Origin of the sequence: Sphingobium sp. EP60837 (assembly GCF_001658005.1) — a bacterium.
In the GTDB taxonomy this organism is placed as follows: Bacteria; Pseudomonadota; Alphaproteobacteria; order Sphingomonadales; family Sphingomonadaceae; genus Sphingobium; species Sphingobium tyrosinilyticum.
Genome location: NZ_CP015986.1, coordinates 2,128,992 through 2,150,675, shown reverse-complemented (window position 1 = coordinate 2,150,675; position 21,684 = coordinate 2,128,992). Strand labels below are relative to the sequence as shown.

The 21,684-nt window shown below is 58.7% G+C and carries 21 protein-coding genes and 1 tRNA gene; 7 read left to right on the top strand and 15 right to left on the bottom strand.

Translation table 11 applies throughout. The annotated features are described in order from the left end of the window. Positions 1-39 precede the first annotated feature (39 nt). The 7 genes from EP837_RS10430 to gmd form a co-directional block, all read right to left on the bottom strand. The gene (locus EP837_RS10430) at positions 40-990 is read right to left on the bottom strand and encodes a hypothetical protein (protein WP_082919611.1); all 951 of its coding nucleotides are present in this window, start codon (positions 988-990) and stop codon (positions 40-42) included. Then, complete coding sequence (locus tag EP837_RS10425; protein WP_082919610.1) at positions 968-2,269, bottom strand: glycosyltransferase family 2 protein; 1,302 nt, start codon at positions 2,267-2,269, stop codon at positions 968-970. The genes EP837_RS10430 and EP837_RS10425 overlap by 23 nt, the downstream gene beginning before the upstream one ends. Before the next feature lie 175 nt (positions 2,270-2,444). Further along, a complete protein-coding gene (locus EP837_RS10420; protein WP_066527175.1) occupies positions 2,445-3,686 on the bottom strand; it encodes a class I SAM-dependent methyltransferase in 1,242 nt (413 codons plus the stop codon). A gap of 3 nt (positions 3,687-3,689) precedes the next feature. Beyond that, positions 3,690-4,661, bottom strand: coding sequence for a GDP-mannose 4,6-dehydratase (locus EP837_RS10415; protein WP_066527169.1), 972 nt, complete (start codon positions 4,659-4,661; stop codon positions 3,690-3,692). A 7-nt stretch (positions 4,662-4,668) separates the two neighbouring features. Continuing rightward, positions 4,669-5,715: a glycosyltransferase family 2 protein gene (locus EP837_RS10410; RefSeq protein ID WP_066527167.1), complete on the bottom strand. Its 1,047-nt coding sequence runs from the start codon at positions 5,713-5,715 to the stop codon at positions 4,669-4,671. Between the two features lie 11 nt (positions 5,716-5,726). Further along, positions 5,727-7,268, bottom strand: coding sequence for an oligosaccharide flippase family protein (locus EP837_RS10405; protein WP_066527165.1), 1,542 nt, complete (start codon positions 7,266-7,268; stop codon positions 5,727-5,729). Further along, complete coding sequence (gene gmd / locus EP837_RS10400; protein WP_066529174.1) at positions 7,252-8,346, bottom strand: GDP-mannose 4,6-dehydratase; 1,095 nt, start codon at positions 8,344-8,346, stop codon at positions 7,252-7,254. Before gmd ends, EP837_RS10405 begins: the two co-directional genes overlap by 17 nt. A gap of 258 nt (positions 8,347-8,604) precedes the next feature. Here gmd and EP837_RS20495 point away from each other — a divergent pair, with 258 nt between their 5' ends. From EP837_RS20495 to EP837_RS10390, 3 genes are all read left to right on the top strand, one after another. Continuing rightward, on the top strand, positions 8,605-9,315 hold the full coding sequence (locus tag EP837_RS20495) for a TrbG/VirB9 family P-type conjugative transfer protein (RefSeq protein ID WP_225870538.1): 711 nt from the start codon (positions 8,605-8,607) through the stop codon (positions 9,313-9,315). Next, positions 9,246-10,019, top strand: a complete 774-nt coding sequence (locus EP837_RS10395; protein WP_237234880.1) for an autotransporter outer membrane beta-barrel domain-containing protein — start codon at positions 9,246-9,248, stop codon at positions 10,017-10,019. Before EP837_RS20495 ends, EP837_RS10395 begins: the two co-directional genes overlap by 70 nt. Before the next feature lie 227 nt (positions 10,020-10,246). Further along, a tRNA-Gly gene (locus EP837_RS10390) sits at positions 10,247-10,320 on the top strand. A gap of 738 nt (positions 10,321-11,058) precedes the next feature. On the opposite strand, the gene EP837_RS10385 is transcribed toward EP837_RS10390, so the two are convergent. The 3 genes from EP837_RS10385 to EP837_RS10375 are packed head-to-tail and all read right to left on the bottom strand — an operon-like array spanning position 11,059 to position 13,651. After that, complete coding sequence (locus EP837_RS10385; protein WP_335675633.1) at positions 11,059-11,304, bottom strand: helix-turn-helix domain-containing protein; 246 nt, start codon at positions 11,302-11,304, stop codon at positions 11,059-11,061. Positions 11,305-11,333: 29 nt separating this feature from the next. Then, complete coding sequence (locus tag EP837_RS10380) at positions 11,334-13,304, bottom strand: type IV secretion system DNA-binding domain-containing protein (RefSeq protein WP_066527160.1); 1,971 nt, start codon at positions 13,302-13,304, stop codon at positions 11,334-11,336. Then, the gene (locus tag EP837_RS10375) at positions 13,301-13,651 is read right to left on the bottom strand and encodes a hypothetical protein (RefSeq protein WP_066527158.1); all 351 of its coding nucleotides are present in this window, start codon (positions 13,649-13,651) and stop codon (positions 13,301-13,303) included. Before EP837_RS10375 ends, EP837_RS10380 begins: the two co-directional genes overlap by 4 nt. Positions 13,652-14,117: 466 nt before the next feature. Between EP837_RS10375 and EP837_RS10370 the strand changes: the two genes are divergently transcribed. Next, the gene (locus EP837_RS10370; protein ID WP_066527154.1) at positions 14,118-14,513 is read left to right on the top strand and encodes a polyketide cyclase; all 396 of its coding nucleotides are present in this window, start codon (positions 14,118-14,120) and stop codon (positions 14,511-14,513) included. Here EP837_RS10370 and EP837_RS10365 read toward each other — a convergent pair. The 3 genes from EP837_RS10365 to EP837_RS10355 form a co-directional block, all read right to left on the bottom strand. Further along, on the bottom strand, positions 14,510-15,424 hold the full coding sequence (locus EP837_RS10365) for a HEPN domain-containing protein (protein ID WP_066527152.1): 915 nt from the start codon (positions 15,422-15,424) through the stop codon (positions 14,510-14,512). The two genes, EP837_RS10370 and EP837_RS10365, sit on opposite strands and share 4 nt — an antisense overlap. Before the next feature lie 83 nt (positions 15,425-15,507). After that, a complete protein-coding gene (locus EP837_RS21325) occupies positions 15,508-15,726 on the bottom strand; it encodes a sigma factor-like helix-turn-helix DNA-binding protein (protein WP_066527149.1) in 219 nt (72 codons plus the stop codon). Then, the gene (locus EP837_RS10355) at positions 15,723-16,640 is read right to left on the bottom strand and encodes an ArdC family protein (RefSeq protein ID WP_066527147.1); all 918 of its coding nucleotides are present in this window, start codon (positions 16,638-16,640) and stop codon (positions 15,723-15,725) included. The genes EP837_RS21325 and EP837_RS10355 overlap by 4 nt, the downstream gene beginning before the upstream one ends. A gap of 588 nt (positions 16,641-17,228) precedes the next feature. On the opposite strand from EP837_RS10355, the gene EP837_RS20980 reads away from it, so the two are divergent. Together EP837_RS20980 and EP837_RS10345 are read left to right on the top strand one after the other, a co-directional pair. Then, positions 17,229-17,816: a hypothetical protein gene (locus tag EP837_RS20980; protein WP_156518469.1), complete on the top strand. Its 588-nt coding sequence runs from the start codon at positions 17,229-17,231 to the stop codon at positions 17,814-17,816. Positions 17,817-18,101: 285 nt separating this feature from the next. After that, positions 18,102-19,139 (top strand): tyrosine-type recombinase/integrase, encoded by a 1,038-nt coding sequence (locus EP837_RS10345; protein WP_066527144.1) that lies wholly within the window; start codon positions 18,102-18,104, stop codon positions 19,137-19,139. A 100-nt stretch (positions 19,140-19,239) separates the two neighbouring features. Here EP837_RS10345 and EP837_RS10340 read toward each other — a convergent pair whose 3' ends face one another. Continuing rightward, positions 19,240-19,518 carry a hypothetical protein gene (locus EP837_RS10340; protein ID WP_066527141.1) on the bottom strand — a complete coding sequence of 93 codons (279 nt, stop codon included), beginning with the start codon at positions 19,516-19,518 and terminating at the stop codon, positions 19,240-19,242. Between the two features lie 215 nt (positions 19,519-19,733). On the opposite strand from EP837_RS10340, the gene EP837_RS10335 reads away from it, so the two are divergent. After that, on the top strand, positions 19,734-20,048 hold the full coding sequence (locus EP837_RS10335; RefSeq protein ID WP_066527138.1) for a hypothetical protein: 315 nt from the start codon (positions 19,734-19,736) through the stop codon (positions 20,046-20,048). Between the two features lie 752 nt (positions 20,049-20,800). On the opposite strand, the gene rfbA is transcribed toward EP837_RS10335, so the two are convergent. After that, entirely contained in the window at positions 20,801-21,670 is an 870-nt protein-coding gene (rfbA, locus tag EP837_RS10330; RefSeq protein WP_066527133.1) for a glucose-1-phosphate thymidylyltransferase RfbA, read from the bottom strand. Between the last annotated feature and the right edge of the window lie 14 nt (positions 21,671-21,684).

Genomic DNA, 21,684 nt, shown 5'->3' with positions numbered 1-21,684 from the left:
ATCAGACGAGCGATAAAAGAGGTCCCGCTGCGGCCATCATCACGCCTTCATGAGTCTCCGAGCGAGGTCGAGCCGCGGGCGCAGGCGGTCAAGAATCCGTGATTTGTGAAGGTAGCTAGCTGCACCAACTGGACCCAGCTTCACAACTTTAATGAGCGCAGGCAGCAGCCCCGAGAAATCGCCACAAGAGGCAGCGGCCAGCGCACAATTCACAGCGATGGATGCACACACCTTGTTCTTGTTAGCCAAAGAGAGCTGCTCGAAAGCATCAGCGTGATTGTTCAACACTACTCTAAATTGGCCTAGAAAAGCGGCTGGATCACGGCTGCCCTTTATTGTCAGCGACCCTCCATGGATCCGAAACCCTGTGGTAACGGCATTTCGAACCCCAACTCTCCCTAACTTCATGATCTTCAGATAGAGATCCCAATCCGCTGTAAACCAGAGGGCTTCCTCCATTCCGCCGATTGCGAGCCAAGCCTCACGCCGAATGACCGGGCTCGGGATCGCGATATTGTTCTGTACCAGCAAAATATCTCGCAGTGCCGCCCCCTCGTGGAGGCCGGCAGCAAAAGGTAGCCGCCAGTGCCCCAGCAGGCGACCCTCGGCCGCGACGAAGCGCGAGGCCCCAATCGACATGACTGCGTCAGGCCAGGACTGCAGCGCGGTCCGAACGGCATCCAAATGACCAGGTAGCCACAGGTCATCCTGATGGAGCATGACCACATGAGGGGCGCCTGCGTCGTGCACGCCCTTGTTGGTCTTGGAAGTCCACGGCAGGAGATCTGGTACATCTTCCCATATGATGTTCATACGGCAGAAAAAGGGGGCAGCAGCGCGCCGCGCAGCCCCATTATCGTCGCCCGAATTATAGATGCGGAATTCGACACCAGTGGGATCCTCGGCCGCCGCACTGGCCAGCGTCATGGGCAGAAATTGTGCGCCCATGTGGACGGGAATGATGACGCTAAGCCAAGGTGTCATGGCCATCGCGCGCAGATTTGGCGCTTCCGTTCAGGAAATCTCGAAAGAAATGCGCCTCATTCCCGCCGACGATAGCAAGGACGAAGCCGCCTAACGCAGTCTGGAGGCCCAGCGTAATCGCCAGGGCTCCCAGGACGGGGGGGAGAATGGAATTGGCTGACTGGAAATCTCGCTGGACCCATCCGACCGCGACGGAGATCAATATCATCAGCCCAGCAGCTATGAGAGCGAACCCGACCAGCAACATGCCTTCGAGGTTGGTGAACCGGGTGATCAGTCGAGTGAACAACCTCGATGGCCGGTATCCTGCATGGATACCGCACAGGCAGCCGATCAACGTCATGATGAAGGCCATGTGCCCCGACGCCACCAATGTGGAACCAAGCAAAGTCCAGTAGGAACCAATTTGCGGCACTGTTCCCGGCAGAAAATATTCCGCGCTAGATCCCACCAACAACATGGAACCCACCGTCAGTGCGATCAGGGCGGGCAAGCCCAATACGCGGGTCGGCTTGAGCATCAGCAAATATCGCAAATGTCGCCAGCCGTCACGCCACGGGCGAAGGTGCGGCTCACGGCTGCGCAAGTCGGGTGACAGGGTTGCAGGCGTCTGATCGATACGAAGTTGCTTGAGGGACGCCTTGATGATCATCTCACTGGCGAACTCCATGCCCGTGGATGTCAATCCGCATTTCTGAAATGCTTCCTTACTGATCGCGCGCAATCCGCAGTGGGCGTCGCCGATCTTTGTACCGAAGAGCAGATTGAGAGTTCCGGTCAAAGCGGGGTTACCGATGTAGCGGTTCTTCCACGGCATCGCGCCAGGCGCAATGCCGCCCTTGAAGCGCGAGCCGATGCACAAATCTGCTCCATCGAGCAGTCGCTCGATCATGGCGACTCCTTCTGTGAAGTCATAGCTACCATCTGCATCACCCATCAGCAGATATCGTCCTCGAGCGGCTTCACAACCGGCGATGAGTGCTGCGCCGTAGCCACGGCGCACCACGGGCACAACGCGAGCGCCCATGGCTTCCGCCAGAGCTTGGCTGCCATCGGTCGAACCATTGTCAGCAACCAGGATTTCGCCGACCAGCCCGTGAAGATCCGCCAGACAGCTAATTGCGCGCGAGGCTTGTGCGATACAGTGCGGAAGGCTCTCGCGCTCGTTCAGGCACGGAATGACGATCGACAGTTCGACCTCTGGATCGCAGCCCTGCTCCGTCGGCTGATGCCCGGCCGAAAAGGGGCGATGGGCCGCCCCGAGAACTGATCCTACATCCCCCATTTCAGCACCCCTGTCCCGACGAACGCAAGTTGCTAGCGTTCAGCATCATAATGAATGATAGATCGAAAGAAATGGTTAATGGATGGTTAGGCTCAAACGATCGTAGGGGACCTTCTCAAGCAGCGGTGATGAACGCGGTCTGTCAGCCTTTAAATCGTCCTATTGAGCGATTGAGCTACCGTTCAACGGTCGAGAATTCCGGAAGCGGGAATACCAAGATGCGCCCGGCGAATGCGGGGGACTGCTCAAAAAAGCTTCTGAAATGCCACGGCAGAACCAGCAGATAATCAGGGCTCTGCTCCAGCAACTTCTGCTCGGAAAGGATTGGGATGAGTGAGCCCGGGGTGAAGGAGCCAAATTTATCGGAGTTCACTTCGCCAACGGCGAAAATATCATGAGCAGTGAACCCGCAATATTGCAGGAGCACATTTCCTTTCGTCGAGGCGCCAAGACCTGCGACGCTCCTACCTTCTGCTCGAGCATCGGCAACAAACGCGCTGACCGTCTCGCGGGCGCGTTCGACCCGATCCTCAAATGCGCAGAATGGAGCCAAGCCGTCCAAGCCAGCTGCGGCCTCATCGTGGAGTATACGGGTTACAAGGCCATTCTGCGGTTCTTCTTTGAGAGATTTGCGCACCGTGACGGAGAAGCTGCCTCCGTTCACATCGTTGAACTCGACATCATCGATCTTCAGCCCCGTACGCTCTGCCATCCACTGGATCTGTCTGAGCGCATAGAATTCGAGATGCTCATGACAGACCGTGTCGAAGGAATTAGTCGCCAGCATGCTCGGCATATAGCTCTGCTCAAATACCCAGATCCCATCATCGGCGAGGATTTCGCCGACCTCGGCCATGAACAACATCGGCGCCTCAAGATCGTAGAACATCGAAAACGACGTCACCACCTTGGCCTTCTGGGCGCCAAATCGCGCCCGGATAAGTTCGGCCGAAAAGAAATCAGGGATCAACTCGACATGTGGCGGATAATATTCCCGGAATTTGGAGCCTGTCGGATCTACCCCAGCCAGTTGCAACCCGGCTTGGGTATAGGCCTTGAGGGTGGTCGCATCGTTGCTTCCGATGTCGATAACCAGATCACCTGGCTCAAGTGACACCTGGCGCGAAATCCGCTCCACTTTGCTGTTAAGGTGAGCAACCATGCTGGCGTTCAGGCCTGAACGGTAGCCGTAATTTTCGCCGTACATCTCACTGAGAGCATAGCTATGCTCAAGCTGGAGCAGGCCACAGGCGCTCTTAACGTCGCCAACGCATTTAACGAGTCGCAGGGGACCGCTTCCGACCTTCTGTTCCCTGCTGCGAGGAAAGACGCCGGTCAGCGCCTGCTCACCAAGATCCAGCACGCGCTCGAGATGAGAGTTGCCGCAGATCCTGCATCGCGTAATTTGGGTGAACATTTTTTACCTCGGCTTATCGTTGGTTTGATCGAGCCGCTCCAACTCGGCGTCGACCATCATGTTGACCATGCTCGGAAAATCGATCTCGGGCGACCAATGCAGCCTTTCCCTTGCTTTGGACGCATCGCCGATAAGAGGAACGACTTCAGTAGGCCGGAAAGCGCCTTCGCCCTCGCGAACATGATCTCGGTAGTCCAGCCCAACGCGTTTGAAAGCCAGGTCGCACAAGTCCCGAACTGAATGGCTTTGTCCCGTTGCGAGCACATAGTCGTCAGCAATCGGCGCCTGTAGCATCAGCCACATCCCGCGCACATAGTCGCCGCTGAACCCCCAGTCCCGCCGCGCGTCGAGATTGCCCAGCACCAATTCCGGCGCGAGCCCCGCTTTGATGCGTGCTGCGGCCTCGGCAACCTTCCCGGTTACGAACGCCCGACCACGTCGCGCGCTTTCATGATTGAAGAGAATAGCAGAGCAGGCAAACAGACCGTGGCGTCGGCGATAAATGCCGACCATCTCATGTGCATAAAGCTTCGCCGCGCCATAAGGACTGCGCGGTCGAAAGGCGGTAGTTTCACACTGGGGGCTTTCTAGCGGCTCGCCAAATAGCTCGCTGCTCGACGCCTGGCAGAGGCGGATGGAGGGGTTGGCACTGCGGATTGCCTCCAAGATGCGAGCGATGGCCAGGCCATTAATATCGCCAGTACCAACAGGCTCGTCATACATGGTTGCGCCCGCGGCGTAGGCGGCGAGGTTATAGATTTCTGTCGGACGAACCATCTGCAAAAGCGCGGCAAACGCAGCCTGGTCTTTCATGTCCCATTGCACGAGATCGATGTCCGGATGAGTACGTCCATCCGCGCCGAGCAGATCGCGAGTGGTCCCGACGACTTTGTAACCCTTCCCCAACAACAAACGGGAAAGGTGCCAGCCGTCTTGGCCGGTGATACCGGTTATGATTGCACATCGATTGGTCATAGCTGGATCATGGGAGCGGCCGCTTAAACCGGCCCAACCAGAAGCTGGTCAAAAAACGGCTCGCTACATTGGAAAAGCGACTGGAGGCGATGAGGTCGTATGCCACCGCTCCGCCTCCCTTCCCCACCAGCGCCAGCACAGCCACTCCGATCAGGTTAGCGAGCCGCCCCGGGAAAATTGCGACCAAGCCCGGAACGAGGCGTTCAGAACGGGAAAGTCTGTTGGAGAAATAAAGATCATATTCAGAGCGCGAATACGCACCAAGCGCCCGATAGCCCAATAGCCACCAAAAACGCCGCCAAGGCTCACTCGGCGTGACCTTTGCCTTTGTTGCATCCGAATACCCTTCGAAGCTCCAGATCAACGATGGCCATTTGAAGGCCCAAATCTCAAATCCCCGCGCCCGCCACATGGCGTTTCCGGCACGGATCATTACCAGTGGTTCGGCCAGAACTTTCGCCAGCCTTATGCCGCGCTCCTGAAAAATCACCCCGACATGAATGAACAAGGAGCCGAGATAGGGCTCTCTCGATCGCGATATCCAGGATTCCCTGCGGATGATGACTCCGCCGATGAACGACAAACAATATCCCGCGTCCGCCATCAGGGCTTCCGCATCCTCCGGACCATAGCGGCGCTCCCCGCTGAACGCGAGGCGGCCAGACTGCAACGTACGGCTGAGAGTTCGGTCTCGCACCTCGGCATCCACGATCAGCAAATCGACTGCGCCGCCTTCCAGAGCTTCGAGGACACGATCGAGCGCCCCTGCCGCTAACAGGTCATCGTCTGGAAAGAGCCAGCAATGTCGACCGACCGCATAGTTGACCGCCTTGTCATAGTCGCCATCGACACCGGAGTTCTCGGTTTCACGAAAATATCTTATAGCCGAAGAGCGCTCAAGGTAGGGAGCGATCACCGCCGCTGTGTTGTCCGGCGAGGCGCCATCAACAATCACGACCTCGATGCCGGGTCGGAGCTGCGGGATGATAGAATCCAGCGTCTCACCGATGAAGGCACCGCGATTGTAGGTGGCGATGCAGATCGTTAGCTGCATAGTTGCCTCACCTAAGCTTTCGCACTGAATAATTGTGGGTGCCATCCAAACGTCTGCCGGACAAAGTCGGCGAGGTTCGGGGTCAGCCAGAAGGTAGCTGCGAAGGCAACGCCGGCAAGCATCATCCCAACCGCTACTGTCGCAAAAGGAGGCAGAGAAAGAGCCTGCAACATCAGGCCGCCGCCGCCGACGACAGTCAAACTAATTAGAAGAGGTAGGCCAACGTCTCCACCAAGCCACTGTAAACTGATACCTGGCAACATATACCGATGCGTAAGCCAAGTTCCCAAAAAGAGATAGAGCAGATTAAGGATTGCCCAAGCTGCCGCAGCCCCGGCTATACCAAATCTGACAGAAAGAAATATGACCAATGGAGAAAATACAAACAATAACAATGTGTTAATTATCATTGGCAGGTTAGATTTCCCAAATGCGAGCTGCAGCGCATAGGGAAAATGCATAGCGCTATTCAGCGCTGTTCCCAAGACCAGGAAAGCCACCACGACGCTTAGGCTTTTCGCGAGCTTCGCGTCGCCAGTCCAAAATGTGAAGATTATTGTGGAGAACATTACCAAGAACATCGCCGCCGGAAAAATCACTGCCATGAGCAGCCTAGTTCCCGATCTATAGAGATGTGCGATCTCTTGAAGAAGCCCATGTGCGTGTAGCGCGGACATTTGCGGATAGATCGCGCTGAACGTCGGCGCCGTCAGAACGTAAAGGCTGCGCGCTGCAATCCATGCTAAGGTATAGCGACCGAGATCAGTGAGTGGGACGATCTTGCTGAGTATGACTTTATCACTCTGCAAAAACACGACGGCGGTGAGGGAGGTAACTGCCAGTCCCGCCGAGAAGCGCCAGATGCGTTGCACATCGATTAAATCCAAACGCGGCGACCGACTGCCGGGCTGCTTGACAGCGCGCCACGCAAAGGCTCGTACGATTAGCACATTGCCTACTGCAACCAATGCCTGCCAATAAAAGAATGCCTCCAGAGTTGGCGAAACCATGGCAAGGATCCCAGCGACGCCCAAATTGGCGATAGTAACCATGATAATCTCGATCGCACTGGCCAGGCCCATGCGGCGAGCGCCCATCAAGGCCCCAAGATAGAGAGAGAGAGGAAAACGACAGGCGACCGTGAGTCCCATGAGCGCAATCACGTTGGAAAGCGTGTCTGTGTCGATGGATGCGCTCAGCCAATGTCGTGAAATCCATGGCGCGGCGGCCCACATCCCAACCGCGATCGCGACCGCCACCGCCCAGTACCCCAAAGCGAGCGTGTGAAGCAGGTCCCTGGCCCGCGCGAGCTCATCTTCGCTGTGGGCGCGCGCGACCTCCCGATTGATCGACTGTGAAAGGCCCAGATCGAGAACGGCAAACATCGCTTGGAGCGCGGTATAGAAGCCGATCAAGCCGTAAGCTTCCACCCCAAGATAGTGGAGATAGAGCGGCACCGTGCATATGGTGACGATCGCTGTCCACGCTGTACTGGCGACGCCGGCAGCGAAGTTCCATCCCAATCTCGGTGCCTGCTTATTCGTGATGGTCATGAACCTGAAAGCCATGTCTTTTGACCAACTGGTCCCGCTGCGCCGTCCTAAGGTCCTCCAAGACCATTTCGCGAACCAGATTGTCGAAGGACGTCGCAGGACTCCATCCTAAAAGTTTGCGAGCCTTTGCTGCATCGCCCAGCAGGGTTTCGACCTCAGCTGGGCGGAAATAGCGAGGATCTACTCGAACGAGACAGCGGCCCTTTTCATCGTATCCTTTTTCTTCGAGCCCATCGCCTTCCCAACGCATCACGATACCGAGTTCGGCGGCCGCTGAGGTTACAAAGTCGCGGACGCTATGCTGAACTCCAGTGGCGATCACGAAATCCTCTGGCAAGTCGAGCTGCAGCATGCGCCACATGGCTTCGACATAGTCCTTCGCGTGTCCCCAATCTCGTCTGGCGCTCAAATTGCCGAGATAAAGCGTCTCCTGAAGACCGAGCTTTATCCGCGCCAGTGCCCGAGTGATTTTTCGCGTGACGAAATTCTCTCCGCGCAGGGGCGACTCATGATTGAACAAAATTCCGTTGCAAGCATAGAGGCCATAGGCCTCTCTGTAATTTACAGTTATCCAATAAGCATAGAGCTTCGCCACGCCATATGGCGATCGCGGGTAAAAGGGTGTTTGTTCTGTCTGGGGCGTCTCACGTACTTGACCGAACAACTCGGAAGTGGATGCCTGGTAAAAGCGAGTACGTTTTTCCAGACCCAAAATTCTTATAGCTTCTAAAAGCCGCAACGTACCCAGCGCATCAGAATTAGCGGTATAGACCGGCTCCTCGAACGAAACGGCGACATGGCTCTGTGCAGCCAAGTTGTAGATTTCGTCGGGCTGTACCTGCTGGATGACCCGAATCAAATTGCTTGAGTCAGTCACATCGCCATGATGCAGGAAAAACCTGACATCTTCTTCGTGGGGATCGCGATAAAGATGATCGATGCGGACCGTATTGAAGAGCGAGGCGCGCCGCTTGATACCATGAACGATGTAACCCTTGGACAGCAAAAGTGCCGACAAATAGGCTCCGTCCTGGCCGGTAACACCAGTGATCAATGCAACTTTGCCATTCTTCTGCATGATGGTCCCCTTGCGCACCCTCGTTCGTTCGGCTTCGACACGATGGGCTGAATTAACCATAATTTCCTAATGAACTTTTGCTGCGGGCAAAAATATCAAAAAATTGGGACGTCCTCATCGATCAGCGGCAGCAGAACGGATACCCATCCAAGCACCCACAGCCAAGCTCTCCCGGGATGGCGCCACTCAGCCTTGTGGTCATATGCCGCTTTCATCGAGCATACGGGCCGGCTTGGGCTGGCTTGACGTGGTGCGTCATTGACCCGCTCAAGAGATGACGGGAACGGATCGCGCGCGACCAAACTGCCAGCTGATCCCGTCATCCCCTCCGACCGCCGGACCTATCATGTAAGACTGGTCAGCACGCGCAGCACGGCGATCTGGTCGATGCGCTGGACCTATCCGCAGGCCGAATTGCTGGCGCTCAAGCGCCGGACCGAAGCGGCGCAGCCAGCAGCCCCAGTCGCTGCTGGCCTCACGGTCGAGCAGTTGCACTTCAACTACGCTATCAGCGGCGACCGAGCAGGCTGCCGCCCGCTGTGCGCGTTCGACGATGGCGAGCGCATCTACGTCGAGTCTCCGCCGTCGCTTGGCCAGGGTGATGCGCCGCCGCTGTTCGTCACCAGCCCGGACGGCAAGGCTGAACTGGTCACTATCGCGTGCGCGGCCGCTACTATATCATCGACCGCCTCTTCGATGCAGCGGAACTGCGGCTCGGGTCCAGCAAGCAGCAGGTCGTTCGCATCGAGCGCATCGACCAGGGCAAGTCTGGGAGGCGCAAATGACGGACGCGGCCGCCGCTGTTCGCCCAGCGAAGGTCGCGCCGCGCCTCGACCAGTATGCTGGGGGACGAGGCAGGCCCCTTCACCTTTGGCCAGGCGCTGGGTGGCTGGCGTCGCTTGGCTAGCGACGCGACGATTGGCACATCACGCGCGAATGTCTCCACTTATGGCGCACTCGCCGGAGTAGGCGTTGGCAATGAGGACGCCTCGCTAGGCACCTATGTCGGCTATATTGACGCACGGCAGCAGATCGGCGCGCTTGCGGCCCGGACGGAGGCTGGCGGCATACTTGCCGGTGTAGTCGCCCAAGGCACGGCAGGCGGCTTCCAGATTGCCGCATCATTGAGCTACGACGGCAGCAAGGCCGACACACACCGCACCCTCTTCGGCGGCAGCAAGGTCAACAGCCATTATCGCCTGCGCAGCTGGACGGCTGACCTGTCCCTCGGCCATGCCTTCGCCTTGGACCAGAACTGGACCATCGCGCCCGAGATCGGTATCACCCACATCTCCTCCCGCCGCAGTGGCGCGAACGAGAGCGGCGATGCGGTCTGGGCCCTCGGCGTCGAAGCGCGCCGCACCAAGGCGACCTTCCTGCGCGGCGCACTGGAACTGCATGGCTCGGCCGAGGCACGGATCAGCCCGTGGCTTTCCGCAGGCGTCCTGCACCAGCTAAGCCGCAGGCGGACCTTCGCCACCGCCGCCTATACGGGTGTGGCTGATGGTCTGACCGTCGCAGGCTCCGACAGCAGCGAAACCCTCGCCACAGTCGGCGCGGGAGCAAGCTTGAAGGTGTCGGCCACCGCTGCGTTGTTCTTCGGTGCAAACAGCAAATTCGGCGCAGAGAGTAGCGGCCAGAGCGCGACGGTGGGCTTCAGGGTTCGCTTCTGAAGCACATGATCTGATTGATGCAGGCTATGGCGCGGGTGATCGACAACTGGCATTTCGCCCCTCCAACGACCGCGCCAGCGGAGTGATAATGTTAGGCTGTGGAATGGACAACAGTAGACGGCTATAATCCGTTCGGCTCTGCTATTGTCCCGATCAGAGCGCATCTTGGACGTCGCGTTTTAGTGTTGACGAATGCCTAGTAATGATGGCAGGGCGCTGGCCTGCGGGCGGGTATAGCTCAATGGTAGAGCACTAGCCTTCCAAGCTTGTGATGCGGGTTCGATCCCCGCTACCCGCTCCAGTCATAACGCTCTGGACAATGCCGTTTTTTGCCAACCGGTACTTCAAGGCGCATTTCTGTATATGAGTGCGCCAGCGGCGGATAAGGATGGCAGGTCAGACGCTTACGGCTCTCCGAAAGCGAACCGGAACCTCACCTTGTTGCCCGACCGAAGATCCGGGCTGAGCTGAGCGCGCTCACAGGTTCCGCAATCTCGGCAGCTCGTTTCTTCCGCGGCACGCCCGCAGCTTGTTGGGCAGAAGCGGCTCGATCACTGCCCACTCATGATCTGTCAGTCACACCAACGGCGCATTCAAGACTGTTTCCAAAGCTTGCTTTGATTCTGATCAGAGCGCGCAATCGATATTATGAGATGAATATTTCTGAGAAGGAGCTGGTGCATATCCAGATTGCAAGGCACTTTCGATGCTTTCGATGGCAGCCACAACTTCTCGCGAGAATGTAGATGCGCCTTTTCTTGGCCTACAGCGCGCCAAACTGCTCGAAAGGTCTCCTGGGCCGTCGAATCGAAGGAGTGCGAGGGCAACCGCGCCTTGGCCGCAATCGTTTCCAGGGGCGGGAGGTGAACGAATCCCACTCGCGCGAGCGATGGAATTGAGTACGCAATTCTCCTCGGAGACAAGCCCACCGTTTCTTCTCGCGATTTGGGTCAAACGGTTGGTCTATGTCTTCGAATAGCGGTCAGGGGGCTTAGAAGCCGGCAACCGCGATGATAACAATCGCAATTCCCAATTCGCCTCACTTCCGATTTCGTTTGAACAACTGATACAGGCTGGCGACTGGAATGAGCGTTGCCGTGCCGATTTTGACGATGTCGATCGCTCCTTCCTGGATCAGCTCATAGAGTTTTGATCGTCCGATGCCCGTCATTCTGACGGCTGTAGCGATACGGACGCTGATAGGCGCGATCATGTGGTCTTCCAGCTGTGATGGGCCTTCGGATGAGCGAACAATAATGGCGGGATTACGCGTGATGCGACGCATGGAAATGTCCTTCGAAGGGAGAGAGAAGATCAGGCGGGGTTCGCCGGACGGAACGGACCGTTAGGGCGATTCTGATAGCGGAGCGAGCTGCCCGACGAGTTGCGCGGCCCTATCAACCCCGGATATGGGGCGGGCGACGGTTTCTCCGGCTCGCCCCCAGCATGGTTGATCGGACCGTCCGAGGGGTTGTCCGACGCTGCCTTGGTCGGAGCGACAAATCCCTTTGGCGCCTCGGCCGGGCTGTCGTCGATCGGCGGATAGGGCGATGGGTCAAGTCGGATCGCGGGTTCGGTACGATCCACATAAGCCGGTTCTCTGACCTTGCCGGGATGGAAGCGATCGACAAAGCGGATCACCGGCAAATCGCGTCCGAACCGCAGGTAGCCGGCGAGATTGGGGAGGTTCACAATCTCTGTCGGCAGGACGAGAGGTCGCGTAACCTGCGTGCGCGAGAGGTTGACCCCGTCGCGCATGTCGTTGACACCGTACGACATGCCTTCATTGGCCTCAACCTGCTCCACCTGCCCCAGATTGTCGGAGACGTGTCGCGCCGTCTGGGTGTCGTTGGCCCGCAGCGCGATCCAGGTCGAGCAATAGCCGGTCAGAGCCGCCGCCTCCTGTCGGCCATAGACGGCTTCAAGCTGTGGGTAGGACTGGAATCCCAATATTCCACAGCCGCCATATTTGCGGGCGCGGGCTAGGAAGTCGGAAAGCGACGGCAGGCGCTGCAACGTGGCCAGCTCATCGATGACGCAGTAGAGACGCCTGTGCTGGTCGGGCGTCATGCTCATGATCGCATTGATGGCGATGTCGAGCCACATGGTGATGAGGGGGCGAAGGGTCGGGAGCTGATCTGCCTTCACGGTGATGAACAGCCAAGCGTCATCCTCCTCATTCTTTACCCACTCGCGGATCGAAACGCCCTCGTCAGTGTCATCAAGATAGCGGAACCCCCGCAATACCGAAGCCAGCTCTGCCTGAATGCCGGCCGAAGTGCGCTCGCCTTCCGGCGATATGAAGGCGGAGCCGTCGGTGTTCTCGACGAACTGCGCCAGGATTTTGAGACCGGACCGGGTGATGATGTCGAGCAGTGCGGAGACACGCATACGGTCGTGCTGCACCAGCGTCCGCATGACCGCGACCAGCGTGCCACGCGCCGACTTTGCCCAGAATGGATCCTTGCCGGTATCCGGCACAACGGACTCCGCGATCTGGTCGTAATGATAGTCGATGGGCGCATCCAGCCAGGGTGACCATTGCGAGGAGCGGCAATCGAAAGGATTGAGGATGATGTCCTTACCCGGCCGATAGAAGCGTTCGACGAAGCTGCCGGCGGTATCATAAACGATCGCGCGCTTGCCCTCCTTGCGGATGCCTTCAAGCATGACGTGGAGTATGTTGGTCTTCCCCGTTCCGGGGGCACCGCTGAGCAGGATATGTTCGGGTTCATAGGCGGCGGGAATTGCGATGCCGCCGACCTTCAGACTGCCCTTAGGCAAATCCTTCAGGCGCCGCCGCAACTGCCTTACCGACGCGAACCGCGCCCCGCGCATGAACTGATTGGAGCCGAGCCCACGCCCCGAAACCGTGAAATAATACCAGGCCAGGAAAAGAGCGGCGAGGACGAAAATCCCCGTACAGACACCCACCAGTTTGAAGCCATATTCCAACTCATCGAGCGCACTGCGCGCGATGCCGGAGCGAAGAAGAGCGTCTGCCCTGGTCCAATAGCTCAACCCGCTTGGCGGCGTGAACAGGATGGGGCTGGCCGGACTGCCGACCACGTAAAGCTGTATCCACGCTTCCAGCATCTTGCCGAGCAGCGTGCGAGTAGAATCATGAAGCGCCTCATACACGAACCAGACGGTCAGCATGACCCAGAGAACCAGACCGGCAAGGGTCGTCTGTTTGAAGACCTGCGTGGTCATGCGGACGTTATGGACGGTCGCCTGACCACCTCTGGTCCAGGAGCCCAGCGTGTCGTTGCGGAAGATACTCATCGATCTTCCTCCCGATTTCCGAACAGGGCTGACCGCACCCCGGCGAGCGTTTCGGCGGCGGGATCGATCAGCCCCCTTTCTCGCATCAGAGTTCCGGCATTGGCAATCGCGCGCTCCACGAGGACGGGGGATGGCTGCACCGAAGCGATCTCGACGATCAGAGCATAGGTCTGAATGGCGATGCCCAGAAGTTCGTCCTGGCCGGTGTAAGCGTAACGGCCGCCGGGGAAGGCGACGTCCTCCAGCAAGGGGCGAAGAAAGTCTGAAATGGAAAGATGAGCGTTGGCTGCCCGGCCTTTGACGCGCCGGTGAAGCTCTTCATCGAGACGTATGGTGATAATCGGCATGACAATTACTTTCGTAATGATCTGTCCGCCAGGAAAGAGCTTATATCATCAGGCGCTGAGCGCCGTAAAGCGGGCGACAAGGCGCTTCCGCCAACAACTTTCGCCGATCTGGCGGAATACGCGTATTCGCCTCAGCGAAGACGCGTATTCTCGATGAATTATCCATATATCGCAACAAGATAGGCCGGATATCGTTGCCTGACGGGAATACGTGTATGCGCGCAAGCCGAAACGGCGAATACCTGTATTTTGTCATATCTTACTGAAATATATAAACATTTTTCCGCAGCAGCCGTGCGTAAGGTGCATTACACTCGGCCTTGGCCGTGCGTCGGACACTTCGCAGCGGCTTGCCGCTGCGTCCGCTTTCAAGTTCTGGGGCGCAACACTTCGGTCCGGTCGGTGACAGCGCGGCCCAACGGCGCTAACCGCTGTCGGCATTCGAACCAGAAAGAGGACCGGCGCCATGCTGCCCGCGCGCACCTACAGTATATCGATCAACCGCGAGTGGCAGGCGCTCTACGAAGCGATCTGGCGGCCCGAAGTCTTCCCCAAATGGGCATCGGGCCTCGCCGAATCCGACCTCCGACAGGAGGGCGACCAATGGTTCGCCGATGGCCCGGAAGGACCGATCTCGATCCGGTTCACCCCCCATAACGACTGTGGGGTGATGGATCATTTCGTCGATACGGGGGATGGTCAGGAAATCCATGTCCCCCTCCGCGTCATCCAGAATGGCGACGGGGCGGAGGTGATGCTGACGCTGTTCCGTCAGCCCGGCATGGATGATGAGATGTTCGCCCGCGATGCGAAGTGGATCACCCGCGACCTGCGAGCGCTCAAGAATTTCATCACCGGCTAGAGGGCTGCCTCAAGGGCGGCGATCTTCTCGCTACAGACGATATGGACGACGCGGCCCAGCTCCTCGACCTGGGTTCCAAGCCAGCTCAGCTCTTCCTCACTGATCGTATAATGCTTGGAATAGCGCGCCTTCACATAGGCGTCCTTCAGCTTCTCGAACATCGACCGCTCGGCCCGCGTGTCGCGCGGCCAGACGTTGAACAGGCGGAAATCGAGGCGCTCGGCTTGGGTGCGGAGGAAGCCCAGATTGTGGACGTGAGGGGTGTAAAAGGTCGTTACCAATAGCACCGCGTGATACAGCCGTTCGGCGGCCTGATGATATAGGAAGGCGGCAAGTTTCTTGTCGCCGTCTCGCACAGCATAACCGGCGTTCCGCTGAAATCCTCCGGCCGAAGGAAACCACTCATCAAAATATTCCTTCGCCATGGCCAGCGCTTGCGCTGGCGTTTTTGGCCGGGGCTTGTGCAGTTCGCTGGCGTCGGCCTGATAGAGGGCGATCCCCTCCCCGGCGACGTCCATGAAGAAATAGCGCCCATGCGCCAGCCCGTCATTCACCTCCTGCAAGGTGTGGACGATGAAGTTCACCGGGGTCTTGAGGGTCTGGGTGATGGCCAGTTCGCGCATCAGCCGTTCGTCGGTCTTCTCCCAATATTGGACCCGGTCGGTGAGTTCCTTCTGGTTGACGATGATAAGCAGGTCATAGTCCGACTTGTAGCCCTTGGCGGTGTGCGGCTCGTCCACCCATCCGCCCCGCGCATAGCTGCCATAGAGGATGATCTTGTGGATGCGGCCCGCCTTGCGCTTGCCGGTGGCGAGATTGTTGGCGTCCCCGAATTCCTCGAAGATGATCTGCACTACGCGCTCAAGTTCGCGCTGCTTGGCAGGAGGAAGATGGTCGAGGTCGGTGCGCATCGCCCCCCTCCTACCCAAACAGCGCCCGTCCACCAAATGAAGATGAACGGGCGCGGCCGGGAGACTATCGCCAAAATGGCGTATCATTGCGAAGGCCCGTCTATCTCCCGCACCAAATGTTTGAGCGCGGTGGCAAAATGCCGTTCCACCGCGCCCACATCCTCTCCGATGCGGAAGGCGATCTGCTCATAATTCAGGCAATCGAGGCTGTGCAGCAGGAAGACGATGCGGGGGATAGCAGGAAGCCCGGCCAGCGCCGCGCGATAGCGCTGCCGCGCTGCGGCATGGGGATCGTGGGTCATGCCGCTTCCTCCTGCTGCTCTTCCCCTTGCCCGAAGGCGAGGAGATAGTCGGCGGCCTTGCTGGCCTGACTGGCGGCGCGAAAGATCGCCTTGCTGTCCTCCCGCAGAACGGAAAGCCATGCGCCCAGATAGTCGGCATGACGGACAGTCGGCACGATGCCCAATTCCGCGCAGAGGAAGGCGCTGGCCAATTCGGCTATCAGTTCCTCCCGCGCATAGGCTGGACTGCCAAAGCCGGTATCGGGGAGCCGATCCAGCCGTGAACGATGCCCGGTCCAATGCCCCAGCTCGTGGAGCGCTGTGCGAAACCAATTGATCGGCTCATGGAAATGTTCGGGCCGGGGCACGCGAATATAGTCATCCTGCGGGGCGTAATAGGCCTCCCCGCCGCCGACCCGTATGTCCGCCCCCGTCGCCTCGATCAGCGTTTGCGCAATGGGAAGGGTCAGCGCCTCATTCCATGTGGTGACGGCGGCCGTGGCCCGTTCGCCCAATCCATCGCACTGGTCGATGTTGAAGACGGTGAAGCGCTTCAAGAAGGCAATCTGTCGCGGCTCGCCATCCGGGCCGCTCGGAACGGTGTCGCCCTCCTTGGGGGTGAACCGATCCGCATAGCAGACGGTAGTGCCCCGCTCCCCCTTGCGGACATTGCCGCCCATGGCCTGCGCTTGGGCATAGGTCAGCCAGCGCTGCGACCCGTAACCTTCCTCGAACAAGCGGCTCCACAGGATCAGCACATTGATCCCCGAGTAACGCCTTCCCGTCCCGGCATTGCGGGGCAGACCCAATGCCGCCCTGCCATCATCCCATGGCCGCACCCAAGGCAAGGTGCCTTCCTCGATCTGCGCGATGATCCGATCCGTCACCTCACTATAGAGGGTGGCGCCGGTCCGTCCCTTATCCTGATACCCCATTTCCTTTCTCCTTCCCGCATCGCACCGGCCGCCGGAACGGCGGGGGTGGGCGGCAGGAGCGGACCGGCAGTCCCACCGACATGAGGCGGGCAGCACCCCCGGGGTCCCCATTGCGCTTGGGCAATGGGGTGGCTTGCAGGGCCGCAACGCAGTGGAGGAGTTGGGGCGAAGCCCCGACTTGCGGCTCGCCGCGGTGGGACTAGAGGGCAGCGACGCCCACCCCCGCCGCGCCGGAGGCCGATCAGACATCAAACAGACGCCATCGCGTCCCGCGCGCTGTCCGCAGCCACAATCTTCGCGCTGCCTGCCGCAGCGCTCCGCATCCCATCAGCCAGACACCCGGATCGTGGAGACCGTCGGCCATGATGCGCCGCTCCTTGGCACGGCCGAACTTGACCTTGCGGTAACTTTAGGTGTCAAAAACCACGCAACCACCGAAAATGGCCTCTTCCTATCGGTTCGATCGCAAGGGGACGGCATCGCGATCCTAAAAAACTTTCAGCCACTCTCTCAGCGCTCTTTCCCGGTGATCGCGGTGTTGCTATGATATCAAAGCTTTGGCGGGCAGGCCCTTAAAAAGGGTTTCTTATGTCTGTCGTGATCAAGCTTAACGAAGAAATTCGAGGGCATCTCCAGCGCCTTGCCACCACCTCTTATTTTGGCGGTTCTGCTTGTAGTCATCGCGGCCAAATCAGCTTTGGCCGGTCCGATCTGGCAGGTTCGTTCAGCCAGTCTTTTGCGATGGTGGCAAAATGGGTTTCCGAGCGATCACGGAAGGCCCCCGACCTAATAACTATCCGCACACATTGTCGCGAGCGGCATATTGATCCTCTCGCTAAGCCACTTTCGAAAGTGGCTTGGATGGGATCCTTCCGTGGGAGGGAAGGACGATCGATGATGATCTTCCGCACCCGCCTATCGATCTTCATGCAATCGGGCAGTCGGCCGACCATGCCTGATTGGAGGCGGCGCAGGAATTCCATACAAATGCCTGGGCGCGTTTACTGGATGATGTTCGACGGAATGTCTCCGCCTGAGCGAGGCATGGCCAAAGCGCAATGCCTGATCAAGGAAGCCCGGTCGCAGATCAATCTTTTTAGCGACCGAACGCAGGCAATCCCGATTTTACGCGAATGCCGCCACAGGTACAGGAGCTCGCTCCATGGTGTCATCTAAACACCGTTTGGGCCCAAAGCAAAAGTCACCCGCTTCGGGTGCTCGCACTCCATTCACAGCCTGTGATGCTAATGGAGGGCAACCGCAGAGTCATGGATGCGCTGCCGCTGGTTTAAAGCCACTTCTCACTCCGCGTGACATCCTCGCTAGGTTCAGCATGACTAGTAGCGAGCCGACGAAATGGATGCGCCGGATCTTCAAGAAACATGGCGTGCCCTATGTTCATGCGTGCGGACAGATTCGCGCGACGGAGGAACAGTACCAACTGCTATTGGAAAAAATCACATGCTCTCCATGCGAGCCCGCGGGAAGAACCGCATTTACTATATCCGAGGCACTGTCTCGCTCGGCGATAGGCAGATCGTCGTCAAAGAATTCAGTTCAAGAACGAGTGACGCAAATGCTGCGTCGCACCTGAGGGCGGAACATGAGACGAATCTGCGCGAACAGCTGATGTTCGGTCCTGCCGCGATCGTCGCGCAGGGCACCATTGCCGATGCCTTTTCCAGCTATCTAACAAAGGCAAAGCCCCCCTGCGCGTCCGACGTCCTGCGCATCGGGAAACTTAACAGCCTGATCGGAGACTTCAGTTTGCGCGAACCCAAGCAGGCTTGGGAGCATTTTCGCCGCGCTTACCTCACCGGCCATGACCCGGGTGGTCAGGATCGCTACCGCGCGGTGTTCCAGGCAGCGATCAATGTCAATTACGATCTGCACGACCTCCCGCCCCTGCGGATCAAGGCCATCCCGTTCAACAATGAGCGAGTGTGCTTCCTCAGCAAGAAAGACCGCGATCGGCTGATCGCAGCCTATTCACCTCATATCCAGCCCATTATCATCATGCTGGCGTTTCAGGGTCCGCGTATCCAGACAGCCTTGCAGATACCTTGGGGCGTCGAAGGGGTCGACATGAAGGAAAGATCGATCCGGCTCAATCACAGCAAGAACGCCGTCATCAAGTCTGTGCCTATGCATTCTCGCGTGTTCGACATCCTTCGGCCGATCTGGGAAAAGCGCGGACAGCCGACACAGGGCCACGTCTTCCTCAACCGCTTTGGCAAACCTTATTCTGACACGCGCAGGTCTAACATACCCGGCGGCAACCCGATCAAGAACCAGCATGCGACCGCCTGCAAGCGCGCTGGGATCGAGGATTTTACCGTCCATGACTGGCGCCATCACTGGGCGTCTCACTGCGTCATGGCGGGGATCGACCTCATCACAATCATGAACATGGGCGGCTGGAAGTCTCTGCGCATGGTCCAGCGCTATTCCAGCGTCAGCGTGGATCACATGCGTGAGTCCATCAACAGGTTGAGCTGAGCACCGCCCCTCGGTGCAAGCCTAACATCACCGAGTTTTAGGCGGGTTCCGCATCCCAAATGTAATATCGGCTGAAAGCGCAGCCAGCCGCGTTGCGAGATCAGCATTCCCTTTCAGCTACCGCAGCATCGATCATCAATCGCCAAGTGTTCGCCGCATCGTTCAGGAAGGCTTCGTCTGATTCCGCCGCTCCAATATGTCGGACGATCTCAGCGCCTGCCTGGACCATGAGGTCGTCCGGTTCGCGAAGGGCAGCGATGGCGGCCCGAGCGTTTTCTCTATACATGCGCCGCAAGAGTTCTGCATCTGGATCGTTCCAGTCCCATTCCGGCTTAACAGCATTATACATTGCCCTGGCGGCGCGTTCGATCGGCGTCATGGGCGGACCATATCATGCGCCGCCAGCAGCGCCATAAATCAATTTCGCGCCTTAACAAGTTAGTCTTCAAGTGCGAACCGGCACGTCACAGTGATGCCTTGGCAGCAATTCAAAGAAAAGCACTTCCATCTCTCATAAAGTTGTTTCTCCGACTTAATTAATCAAAGCTTCTAGGGTCTTCCGTGTACGCCGGCTGCGGGGCTATAAAGTACAAGGTGAACATTCGAAATGGCGCGTCCAAGTGGGCGCTGCTCGGTAGCGTGAGCGTCTTTGCCGCGCCGGCCATGGCTTCATCCGCGCAGGCCGCCTGCACGAGCGCTAGCGGCATCGTCACCTGCACCGGCGACAACGCCCCGCTCACCGTCACCTCTGACTTCCCGACGATCATCGCCCAGGGTGCGACCGTCACCGTAACAGGCCTGTCCGCGATCCGGCTCAACAGCACGCATGTCAATCTGCGGATCGACGGCACGGTGACCGCCAGGGCTGTCGCGCTCACCGTCCAGAACGGAGAGCGCGCGCTGGTATGAGACCTGCCTATCGAGAGACTGGCCTGCTGCCGGTTTGGTGAATACCGGACAATGTGTTTTCACCCCATCTGAGAGCAGGAATGCAGAGGGCGCGGACCGGTGCGCGTGAAAGCCTGGCTGGGCGATCACCGCTGATATCCTGAGGAAATTTTGGGTGAATTGCGCATCTTGGCGCGCCCGACAAAGCCCAGTCTGCCGAGCACCACGCTGGCGACCTTGCATCTGACGGTCCCGGCCACCGCGCGCAGCCTGGCCGCGCCGCCCGAAAGGGAAATCCGGGGATCGCTCCCGCGCCGGGTAGCCGATGCGATCGGCCTCTACTGGCCCGAGGGCTGCACCGCATTGTCAACGGCCGCCGGGCAAACCGGTTCGGGGATCCCCTGCTCTGGATCACGGCAACGCCCGACGTCAACGCCGTGCCGATCTTTGCCGATTATGCACTCTAGCTGGCGACTACCTATGCCCATTGCCGGTTTGTCGAGCAACATTGCCCGCAGACCAACAGGACCGCCGCGCCGGGTTCAACAGACTTCAATTGCGAACCCTACTGATCCGTGAGCTGTTCTCCATCATCCACCAGCTCTACCTGCTGAAAAGCTGGGGCGTAGAAGGGAGTTCGCCGAATTCGGTTGCTTGGAGGGCTATAGTTCTGCGATGCCGAGCTATGCCTGCCGACAGCTGAGGGGGTAAAGATGCATATTTCGACTCGTTCGAGGAGCTGCCTGAGGCGGGCGGTGCTGCCCACGCTCTACTCAAACGTCCACTAATATCCCTTGCAGGTAGCGGCCATAATCCGACTTGCCCAGCTTGCCGATCGCGAGCTCCAGTTCCGCGACTCCAATAAAGCCTTGTCGGAAAGCGATTTCTTCGGGGCTGGCGATCTTAAAGCCCTGCCGCTTTTCGAGAACGCGCACGAACTCCGCCGCATCGAGCAGGCTGTCGGGCGTGCCGGTATCCAGCCAGGCGAAGCCGCGCCCCATGATCTCCACGTTGAGCTGCCCGCGCTCCAGATAGACGCGATTGACGTCGGTAATCTCCAGCTCACCACGAGCGGACGGCTCCAGATTGGCGGCGATGTCCACCACCTGCTCGTCGTAGAAATAAAGCCCGGTGACTGCGCAATTGGACTTGGGCCGCGCTGGCTTCTCCTCGATGCTGATGGCCCTTTTGGACTCATCGAAGCTCACCACGCCATACCGCTCGGGGTCGGTCACATGGTAAGCGAAGACACTCGCGCCTTGCTTTCGCGACGATGCGCTGGCGAGCAGTTCGGGCAGGCCATGGCCATAATAGATATTGTCACCCAAAATCAATGCCGACTGCTGCCCCGCCACGAAATCGGCGCCGATGATATAGGCCTGCGCGAGCCCGTCGGGGCTCGGCTGCTCGGCGAATTCGAACTGCATGCCCCACTGCGACCCATCGCCCAGCAGCGCCTGGAATGCGGGCAGGTCGCGCGGGGTGGAGATAATCAGCACCTCGCGGATACCCGCCAGCATCAGCGTGCTCAGCGGGTAATAGATCATCGGCTTGTCATAGACCGACATCAGCTGCTTCGAGGTCGCCAGCGTCATCGGGTAAAGGCGGGTGCCGCTGCCACCGGCGAGGATGATACCCTTCATGCGTCGTTCCTTTT